Here is an 11078-nt window from a genome sequence, read left to right as displayed (position 1 = left end):
TTCCTACGGAACTGATTGATTTGTCTATCTATTCCTACCGATATTATGTTCCTAACGGAACGATTATTCTCATGCCTTATTTATGGGTATTATCCTATGTAAACTTCCAGTTAATAACCGCTATATTCGTTCAGAGTTCATTGTTTAAAACTCCTGGTTTATTCGTTCAATGAATAACGTAATGTGAAAGTCTGAATTTTAGCCATTGGGATTTATTTGTCCTTTGGAATTTGTGATTTGAAATTTCTTTGCCTCCTTTGCGCCTTTGTGAGAGGAATATCTTTTACTACCGATAACTGACCCATTACTGCCTGTCACAATTTTTTGCTTGCATTTGAAGGGATTGTTTGATATAATACTTCCTACTATGGAAGAGATAAAAAAAGAACTGAAAGCCCTCATTTCTAAATATTACTCACAATACTACTCACAGGGAAATAGAGATATTTCTGAAGCAGATGTCCGGGCAAATTATGTTGATAAGTTATTCTTAATACTTGGCTGGAATGTCTATAATACTTTAGACCAGGATAATAGATATAATCGAGAAAAATATATTCGACCAACAACGCCGTTTGATAAAGCAGGATTTGTGGATATTGGGTTAGAACTGGAGACAGAACCGATTATTTTTATTGAAACGAAAAGATTTAATAAAATCCTGTCTAAATCAGACCGCCAGGAAAAATATATCGATAGAACCTCAGATGAAAAACAAGCCTTTCGATATGCCCGGAGTTGTAAAATCCCCTGGGCTATCCTGACCAATTTCCAACGACTTTATCTTTTTAATGTTGATAAAGAGCAATTAATCCTTTCCTTTGATTCACCTTCTGAATACCTTGAGAGATTAGATGAATTATTACTTTTATCTAAAGATAAGGTTAAGACAAAATCCCTGGAATGGTGGGAGGCTCAATTACATAGAGAAGAAATAGATTATTCATTCTTAAAATTTCTACACTCCTGGAGACTTAGATTAGCCCAAAATATTTATGACCACAATAAGGATAATCCTGCCCTGGTAAAATCAGATGGAAGTTTTGACTTTGAAATACTGATGGATGTTGTTCAGCGGATATTGAGTCGGCTTTTAGTTATTCAATGTGCAGATGACAAGGAGGTCCTTCTTCAGCATAGCCTTTTAGAATCAATGTTAAATGAGTTTTTGCAAAAGGGAGCCTATGCGAAAGAAACCTCTCTTTTTGATGCCTTGATTGATTTATCAATGATGATGGATAAACATCATAATACCTCTATCTTTGCCCCAGGACATCTTTGTGAGCAAGTATTTATCTCAAACCAAACATTAGCCGATATAATCTGTGAACTTTGTCGTATCAGCTTTCGTAAATTTACCTCTGATATTTTAGGAGCAACTTATGAAAGTTATTTAGGTTATAGATTTACCCTTGAAAATGGTAAGATAAAGGCAGAGATAAAGTCAGAAGTGCGTCGGTCTGCAGGGGTTTATTATACACCACCATTTATCGTCCATTATATTGTTCACCAGACATTAGGAAAGTATTTACAAGGTAAGACGATTGATGAAATAAAAGACCTTAAAATTTTAGACCCTGCCTGTGGCTCCGGGTCATTTCTGATTTGTGCCTTTGATATCTTAAGTAAGTTTTATGAAGAGGAAAATGAGCGAATAGAGAAACTCCAGGTAGAAACAATGGAGAAATACTTTAAAAAACATGGACAAAGTAGTCTGGGTTTTGAATTACAACAATTACCTCAAAAGGTATTAGACTATCCTCGCAAGATTCTCTGTGAGCACTTATACGGTGTGGACATCGATTCGGCTGCCGCAGAAATGGCAACTATAAATCTCATTTTAAAGGCATTTGAAAAAATGTCTGGAAAACAAAAATTACCTTATCTGCTTAATCAAAATATTAAAGTTGGTAATTCACTTATTTCGGCAGAAACTACGGATGTATCTGAAGATAAAATACAATCACTTATTAGCCTGCGGGCAAAACTTAAAAATGGGCAAGAAAATAAAGAAATCCTTGATTCAATTAAGGAAATTAGTGATGAATTAAATATAAAACTAAATGAGCCATTAAATAAATACTTCGAACATCCACAGACCAATAAGATATTTAACTGGCAAATAGAATTCCCGGAGGTAGAAGGTTTTGATATAGTTATTGGCAATCCACCTTATGTCAATGTAGAAAACCTGCCAACCGATGAGCGAATGTTTTATATGAAAAATTATACCACCGCTGTCAAAAGATTTGATATCTACATTGGGATGATGGAACGAGGAATAAATTTACTTAAAGAAGGTGGGAAACTGGGCTTTATCATTCCATATCCATTTTTAACTCAAAATTATGCTCAGCACTTGCGAAAATATTTACTGGAAAATACCTCAATCCTGACCATTGTTGATTTAAAAAAATATCGTATATTCCAGGATGCAGTGGTGCGAAATATCATTATCATTTGTCAAAAAGGAAAGATGCCTGACCATACTATCCAGATTATTCTCCCTCAAAAAGACCCTAAAATAGAAAACGAAATAACTGATGGGCTACTTGAAGTTAAACAATCTGTTTATGAACATACCCCTGACAATATGTTTAGATTGGAATTAAATGGAAAGACTTTGGGCATTATTGATAAGATTAAAGCCAAAAGCCTTTATCTTGGCGATATAGCCGTTGTTTCCTGGGGGGCAAGAGGTGTGCCCATAGAGAAATTTCACTTAAATGAACCAATCAATACACATTGTAAAAAAATGATTAAAGGAGAAAATGTCAGCAGATACTTGATAGACTTGACAGAGAAATGGTTTTTGTATGATAAGGAAAAACTCTACCGCCCATCACTCCCGGAATTGTTTGAAAATGAGAAATTAGTCATAAGTGAAGTAACAGGGAAGAAAGGGCTTATTGCTTGTTTTGATAATGAAAGGTTTTATACTGACCATTCCCTTTCTTTATGTGTTCTAAAACATAAATTATGTGCCATTGAGCAGAGTGTATTACGAAAACATAAGATTTATATTAAAGAAGATGAAATAAAAACATCTAAAAACTATGACCTGAAGTATCTATTAGGATTTATCAATTCAAAATTAATTAACTTCTATTTCTATTTGATGCTTGGTTATGAACTAAATGTCTATCCCGAAAGTATTGAACAAATACCTATCTATAAAATTGACTTTGATAATCAAGACTCAAAGGCGGTGTATGATGAGTTGGTTAAGTTAGTTGATGAGATGCTTGGGCTCCATAAGCAAAAAAATGAGATAGGGAAGAACTTTGACCAGTTAATTAACAATTATCCGGATTATGAAGCACTATCTTTAAAAGATGCCTATTACAGTAAGGCTGAGTATAGTAAATATATTGAGAAGAAAGCGGGTATCTCTGCTCAAACAGAAGCTCAAATTACGGGCATAAAGATTTATGAAGAGAATGAATCAATTATATTTAAGGTTGATAGTGAACCGCAAATCCATACCCCTGTTTTAGAATTAATCATTAAAGACGAAAATTTGAGATTATTTATTTTCTATACCATCAATAAATTCTTAAAGGAAAAAAGGAAAAAGAAGAAGTGGGGAGATGGCATAGTGGTTGATATTATCTTAACTAACCTTATCACTTTAGTCTATAAAACCTCTGCCAAACTTCATTCAGTAGAATATAACCTTGATAGGATTAATCTGATGATGAATGAATTCAGGGCAAAAGTGCCCAATCCCCATCTAACTAAAATTGACATGGAAATAGAAAGGATAGATGACCAAATTGACAGTTTGATTTATAAGTTGTATAATTTAGGGGAAGAGGAGATAAAAATAATTGATAACTATTCAGCCACTGATTAACATGGATAAGCACGGATAAATACAGAGGGCAGAGGGCAGAGGACAGAGGACAGAGGTGGATTGTCCCCCGCTGGCGGGGGTAGGGGGTGGAAATTTCCTCCACTGGCAGAGAATCAAGAAGGATAGAAGATAAAAGTCAGAAGGAGAAACGGACATGAGCCTGCAGCTCACAAAGGAGAATGAAAATAAAATAGAGAGAACACACCCCTAACCTCTTTCAAGAGGGGAATACAACCCCCTTACCCCCCTTTATTAAGGGGGAATAAGTCTGTGAAATCTGCGTAATCTGCGGATTATTTTCAGGGGAAAGGAAGTTTCACGCCAAGCACGCAAAGAACGCAAAGGGAAATAAGGAAAAAATTTACCTTTGCGTCCTTTGCGTGAAAAAACTATTTTCAGGTCACGAATTTTCAGTGTTTCATCTGTATCCATCTGTGGCTGAATAGTTAGAAAGATAGTTTTTAAAGGAGGAGTAATTTGCGGATTGGAATTGATACTTTATTTGTTCTACCAGGTATAAATGAAGGGATTGTAACCTATTTTCGTAATCTGCTCAAAAATCTTTTAGAGATTGATAAACAGAATGAATATATTTTGTTTGTTAGCCAGGAAAACAGAGGGTTATTTATGTTTGATAAAGATAGGATTCAAGAAGTTCTATGTCCAATTAAAGGTTCTTTGAAATTATTACGAGTTTTTTGGGAACAACTCATTTTGCCATTTCAGATTAAACAGTATAATCTTGACCTCTTTTTCTCTCCTGGACATACATTTTCTGTTTTTTGCTCACCACCAATAGTAATGACCATACATGATACATACTATACTTATTATCCAGAAAATGTGCCCAAAATAGAATTGTTTATCTGGCACATATTGATGGGGTTTTCAGTAAGAAAGGCAAATAAAATAATTACTGTTTCAGAATCAGCCAAAAGGGATATTTTAGAGGCATTCAAAACAGAAGAGGAAAAGGTGTCTGTTATTTATGAAGCCGTTGAAGAGTGTTTCCATCCTTATTATAATAAAGATGAAATTGAGCGAGTAAAACAAAAATATGGGTTGAAGAAATACCTTTTGAGTGTAGCCATAATGCGTTCTAACAAAAATATCGCCAGGCTTCTTGAGGCATTCAATATCTTAAAGACGCAGTATCAGATAGAACATCAACTGGTATTGGTCGGGACAGTCCGCCAGCCATTTAAAGATTTGAAACAGAAAGATGTTATCTTAACCGGATATGTCCCTCAGGATGAACTCCCTTTACTCTACTGTGGTGCTTCACTTTTTGTCTATCCATCTTTTTTTGAGGGATTTGGATTACCGGCTTTAGAATCAATGGCTTGTGGTTGCCCTGTTGCGGCGGCTAATGCCACCTCTCTGCCAGAGGTAATTGGAGAGGCTGGGGTTTTATTTAACCCATTTGCAACAAAAGAAATGGTTGAAACTGTCTATCGGATTTTGAATAATGAAGAGATGAGAAAAGAATTGGTGAAAAAAGGACTGGAAAGGGTAAAAAAGTTTTCCTGGCAACAAACGGCAATTAAAACTTTATCTATATTTAAAGAGGTTTCTGAAGGGAAAAAACAATGAGAATAGGTATTGTCGCATATCCATTAGCCAGAAAATTTACCGGCATCAGTGTCTATTTATACAACCTTATTAAACACTTACATAAGATAGATGGTGAGAATCAATATTTTTTATATGCACCCAATTCCTTACAAATTCCTTTTGAAGAGGTTCCTTCCTCCTGGCATTTGCGAATAAAAAAGGGCAGGTTAAACACTATGGCTACCTGCTGGATGCAGTTTAACGCCAACAATGACTTAAGAAAAGATGCTATTGACATCTTCTGGGCAACTGAATCTATTTTACCTATAAACCTTCCTTCTCGTGTCAGGACAATATTAACTGTTTATGATTTAACCTATTGTTTTTATCCATCAACACTAAAATGGGATAACCGTATTATCTATCCGTTGTTTTTTAAAACCTCTCTTTTAAAGGCACATCAAATTATTACCATTTCGGAATCTGTGGCATTAGAAATAAAAGATAAATTTCCAAAACTTCAAAATAAAATCAAATACGCTTATCCTGGTATTTGTCAAAAAGAATTTCGTCCTCTTCCTAAAACCCAGACCAAACAATATATTGCTGATAAATTTCATACCTCTACAGATTATCTCCTGACAGTATCGACTATAGAGCCAAGGAAAAATATTGAGAATTTACTTAAATCTTATGCCTTATTTAGAAGAAATTATCCACAACTAAACTATCCCCTTCTTATTGCTGGAGGAAAAGGTTGGCAAAATTCGTCAATTTATAGAATTTATAAAAAACTAAAATTTTCTCCTGCAGAAGTTAAATTTTTAAATTATGTTCCTCAAGAGGATTTGGTTAAGTTATATAATGGGGCTGAGTTATTTCTTTTTCCTTCTCTTTATGAAGGATTTGGTTTTCCACCATTAGAATCTATGGCTTGTGGATGTCCTGTTTTAGTCTCTAATATTCCTATTTTTAAAGAGATTTTAAATGATGCGGCTATCTTTGTAGAGCCGTTAAATATTCAAGAAATAAGTGAAGGAATATATAGAGGTCTAACTGACATCAACCTCAAAAAAAATCTTATCCAAAAGGGATTAGAACGAGTTCAGTTGTTTTCATGGGAAAAAACCGCTAAGACACTTTTAGAATTATTTACAAAAAGGAGCAAATAAAGAAATGGCTAATATTCTTATGATTAGTTATACCTTTCCACCTTTAAATACAACCGGTTGTAGACGGGTATATGCCTGGGCTAAATATCTTAAAAGATTAGGACATAAAGTTATTGTTCTTGCTGCAGATACTATTGATGAAGAAAAAATAAAGAATTATGATTTAGATTATTCTTCTCTTCAAGTATATAGATTGACTCACTTCGATCCCCGAAATTTGATAAAAAGAATATTTAACATAAAGGGACCTATAAGTGACGGATATGGTCTCGGGAATAAAAAACGATTTATTGATTTATTGATGGAAAAGATATTGAACTCAGTTAATAAGCATTTGTCAAGTAGAGGTATTTTGTATGGTTTTGCACGGATGCCTACCTTTTCTGATTTATGGTTTTTCCAGGCATATAAAAAGGCTAAAAGGATAATTCAAGAGCAAAACATAAGGATTATTATTACCAGTTACCCTCCTCCTGTAGTTAATTTAGTCGGGCTGGCTTTGAAAAAAAATTTTAAGGATATTCTCTGGATTCAGGATCTCCGTGATTTATGGACACAAAAACCGACTCATCACGGGTTATTTCCTTTTACCCTTATGGAAGGTTTTTTAGAACGAAGGTGTATAAAGAATTCAGATGTAATTATTGTCGTTTCGGAGATATTGAAGCAGTGGCTACAAGAAAAATATCCACATAAGAAAAAGGATATATTTGTTATAGAAAATGGTTATGATGAGGAATTGTTAAGGGAGATAAATTTACATGAATTTTCTCCCGATAGATCAAAGAAAACTATTGTTTATACCGGAACTCTTTATGAGAAGAGAAGTAATCCAGAAGGACTATTTAAAGTCATAGATAAAAATTACACCTATTTAAAAGATAAGTTAGAGATATTTTTTTATGCTGCTTATGAGACAAAGGTTATCTTAGATAAGTTTTTTGATAAATATCCTAACACAAAAGAAATTATAAAATATGGAGGGTTTCTTTCGGCTAAAGATACCCTTTCTGAACAGAAAAGAGCAGATGTTTTACTTTTTATTGAGAGGGATAAAGAAAACGACGGTGTTCTTACCACAAAGTTATTTGAGTATATGGCATTAAGAAAACCCATTTTTTGTCTGGGCATAAATCCTTCTTCTTGTGTAGGAAGCCTTTTGCAAGAAACTGGCTTAGGCATTTTTTGTGGTGATGATACGAGGCTAATAGAAGAAAACCTGAATTCTATCATTAAAGATGAAATAAAGATTTCCCCCAATGATGATTTTATCAGCAATTTCTCGAGGGAAAAACAGGTAAAGAGATTAGATGAATTGATTAAACACTATTGTCAATCCTCATAAGTGTTCAGGTATTACTGAAATAATTCTACCTGCACAGGTCGAAAATTTTCTTGCCAAAAGTTTTTTTATGTGTTAAAATATGTTACGAGGAAGATAAATCTATGTTTCTTTCTTTTGATTACAAAATGGTAAAGATAAGAACTTTTTTTCTATGTTGGTTTCTTTTAATTACCGGTAACTGTTTTTCCAAAAACATTGTCGTATTTTCACCTCATCCTGATGATGAAGTTTTAATGACGGCTGGTATTATAAATTGTGCCGTCAACGACGGTGACCGTATTAAAGTGGTAATAGTTACAAATGGTGACCCTGATACAAAAGAGCAAGGTCCTATTGCCTTACAGGAATCAATTAACGGTCTGGCTGTTTTAGGATTAAATCCAAAGGATATTTATTTTTTAGGATATAGAGCGGCTACCATACGAGATTTATTTAATAAATCTAATGAAAATGTGCTAATTTACTTACCTCATAAAGAAAATTGGAATTATACTTATGGATTACCTGACGATCCTGATTACTTTACAACTAAGTTTGGCGAACCAGCATTACTTACCAAAAAGAATCTTAAAAAAGCTATTGAATCAATATTAAAAGAAGAATTACCAGAAACTATCTATACTACAAGATTAGATGATTTACATCGTGACCATCAGGGAGTTCATCAATTTGTTGTGGAATCAATAGTGTCGATAAAAAGGCAAATGCCTTCCTATTCTCCAAAACTTTATGAGGCTATTGTGCATTCAGTGAGTGGAGATGACAAATGGCCTGCGAGAAATTTAGATGTCCATCAAGTTGTCCCCTTTACCTGTCCAACTACGCTTGGGATACTGACACCTCGAAAAGGGTCTGATATTCATCATATACCTGTTCCACCCGCTATGCTTAAAACTCCCCTCAATGACCCAACGGTAAATTTAAAGTATAAGGCAATTCATTGTCATACATCTAAAGTCAACGACTTTCATTATTCATTTGTTAAATCTGATGAAATCTTTTGGGTGCGTGATTTTTCAAATATTGCTTTTCTATCTACTGTTACTGTTTCATCAGAAAATACCTCTACTACCCAATTAGGGACTAAAGCCGTTGATGGAATAGTTGATGTTTTTTACAACCCTGAAAACTATCTCGGTGAATGGGTAAGTAATTCAGAAGGAACGGGTGCATGGATTAAGTTAGATTGGGGTAAGCCATATTTGATAGATAAAATAATTTTGCGTGATAGAATGAATCTGGATGACTGGATAACTGGAGGGACTCTTATTTTTAGCGATAAGACATTAAAAATAAAGGTTGGGGCACTTCCAAACAATAGTGCAGAAGCAGTTATTACTTTTCCACCAAAGAGAATTTCATGGGTCAAATTTGTAATAGACTCCTGCAAGGGGTTGAATAGTGGTTTAGCAGAATTTGAGGTTTATCCAGCTAACATTGCTCAATATGCAAGTATTTCAGTCTCATCAGGAATTGTTCGCAATGGGCAAACAAAGGATAAAGGCAACCTTGATAAATGGGTATCAACGGGTTCAGTTTCAAGACCATATCTTAAATTAACCTGGAAAGAACCTCATTTGGTAAATCGGGTGATTTTATATGATAGACAGGACTATAGTGAAAGGATAATAAAAGGAACTATGAGTTTTAGTGATGGTAGTTCTATTCCCATAAGTGCTTTATCAAATAATGAGACGGGAAATACCTTTACTTTTAAACCACGCAATATTACCTGGTTAAAATTTACCGTTGATGAGGCAATTGGTAGTAACATAGGTTTATCTAATATTGAGGTGTTTGAAGCTCTATGAGAGAAAGAGCAGGGGATAGTGAGATGGAAGGGATAAAATCAATAGCCATAATTGGCGTCGGATTAATTGGTGGCTCATTAGGATTGGCTTTAAAAAAGGCTAATTTAGTTCAAAATATAATTGGTATTGGCCGCCGAGAAGAAAAATTGCAACAGGCATTAAAATTAGGCGCCGTTGACTCAATTGTAACCGATATTTACTTTGGGGTAAAAAAGGTAGATTTAGTTATTTTAGCCGTCCCGGTTAATTCGATTATGGACATCGCTAACCAGATGGTGCCTTATTTAAAGATGGGAACTATTGTTATGGATGTTGGGAGCACCAAGCAAAAAATTGTAAGAAAACTTACCCCGTCCTTTAGTTCTGGTGAGATACATTTTGTTGGTGCACATCCTTTAGCCGGCTCAGAGGAGTCTGGAATTGAGGTCGCAAAACCGGACTTATTTGAAGGAGCAACCTGTGTCATCACTCCTATTCCTCAAACTAATGGTAAGGCAATATCAACTGTTCGCTTGTTATGGGAAGGTATTGGAGCAAAGGTAGTAGAAATGTCCCCAGAACTACACGATGAATTAATTGCTTACTCAAGTCATCTACCTCATATCATCGCCACAGCCTTAGTTGATTTAATAAAAATGCAGGATGAAAAAATCATATCGCTATTAGCCTCTGGATTTAAAGATACAACCCGAATAGCCGCCAGTCATCCGGTGATGTGGCGAGATATTTGCCTGACCAATCAAGAGGAACTTCTAAAATCTATTGATAATTTTAAAAAAATCCTTGAGAAATGGGAAGATTTGATTAAAAATACTAATTCAGAAGTATTGACAAAAGAATTTGAAGAAATCAAAAGTTTTAGAGAGCAAATTTAGTTGGAGTGAGGGAGAATTGGAGTAAGGGAGTGATAGAATTATCTCCAATACTCCATTTCAGGTAACCGTTCACCGCAGAGACACAGAGACGCAGAGAAAAAAATAAAAAACTATTTACCACACACTTTATTCCATCCCTGATTTTCATCAGGGCAAGCTCCTGATTTTCATCAGAGCAAGCTTTTAAGAACCGACATATCATGATTGATTAACAAATTTGGTTTTGATGTTTTATGTATTACTTGATGTTCAAGTTTTTTAAAGGTATAAAGATTTAACCGCAAAGAGCGCAAAGGAAGATTTCGCAAAGGACGCAAAGGAAGGAAAATAAGGTGGTAAACAACCTATTGCTTTATTAAGTTTGCTTTGCTATGTTTAGAAAGTTATCGGTTATCAGGTTATCGGTGAAGAGAAAACAATGACCTGTTATCTCCGATTACTGATTACCGATTACCTAAGTAACAT

At 34.6% G+C, this 11078-nt stretch carries 6 protein-coding genes; all 6 read left to right on the top strand.

The annotated features are described in order from the left end of the window. Positions 1-367: 367 nt before the first annotated feature. The 6 genes from AB1414_08545 (at position 368) to AB1414_08520 (ending at position 10613) form a co-directional block, all read left to right on the top strand. Positions 368-3856, top strand: a complete 3489-nt coding sequence (locus AB1414_08545; GenBank protein MEW6607487.1) for an N-6 DNA methylase — start codon at positions 368-370, stop codon at positions 3854-3856. A 477-nt stretch (positions 3857-4333) separates the two neighbouring features. Then, positions 4334-5449, top strand: a complete 1116-nt coding sequence (locus AB1414_08540; protein ID MEW6607486.1) for a glycosyltransferase family 1 protein — start codon at positions 4334-4336, stop codon at positions 5447-5449. After that, positions 5446-6582 carry a glycosyltransferase family 1 protein gene (locus AB1414_08535; protein MEW6607485.1) on the top strand — a complete coding sequence of 379 codons (1137 nt, stop codon included), beginning with the start codon at positions 5446-5448 and terminating at the stop codon, positions 6580-6582. The genes AB1414_08540 and AB1414_08535 overlap by 4 nt, the downstream gene beginning before the upstream one ends. A gap of 4 nt (positions 6583-6586) precedes the next feature. After that, positions 6587-7927: a glycosyltransferase gene (locus AB1414_08530; GenBank protein MEW6607484.1), complete on the top strand. Its 1341-nt coding sequence runs from the start codon at positions 6587-6589 to the stop codon at positions 7925-7927. A gap of 101 nt (positions 7928-8028) precedes the next feature. Beyond that, on the top strand, positions 8029-9738 hold the full coding sequence (locus AB1414_08525; protein ID MEW6607483.1) for a PIG-L family deacetylase: 1710 nt from the start codon (positions 8029-8031) through the stop codon (positions 9736-9738). Then, positions 9735-10613 (top strand): prephenate dehydrogenase/arogenate dehydrogenase family protein, encoded by an 879-nt coding sequence (locus AB1414_08520; protein MEW6607482.1) that lies wholly within the window; start codon positions 9735-9737, stop codon positions 10611-10613. The genes AB1414_08525 and AB1414_08520 overlap by 4 nt, the downstream gene beginning before the upstream one ends. Positions 10614-11078: the final 465 nt, after the last annotated feature.

The organism is bacterium (genome assembly GCA_040755795.1).
Classification (GTDB): Bacteria; UBA9089; CG2-30-40-21; order CG2-30-40-21; family SBAY01; genus JBFLXS01.
The sequence above is the reverse complement of the archived record's forward strand: the minus strand, read 5'-3'. Positions and strand labels throughout refer to the sequence as shown.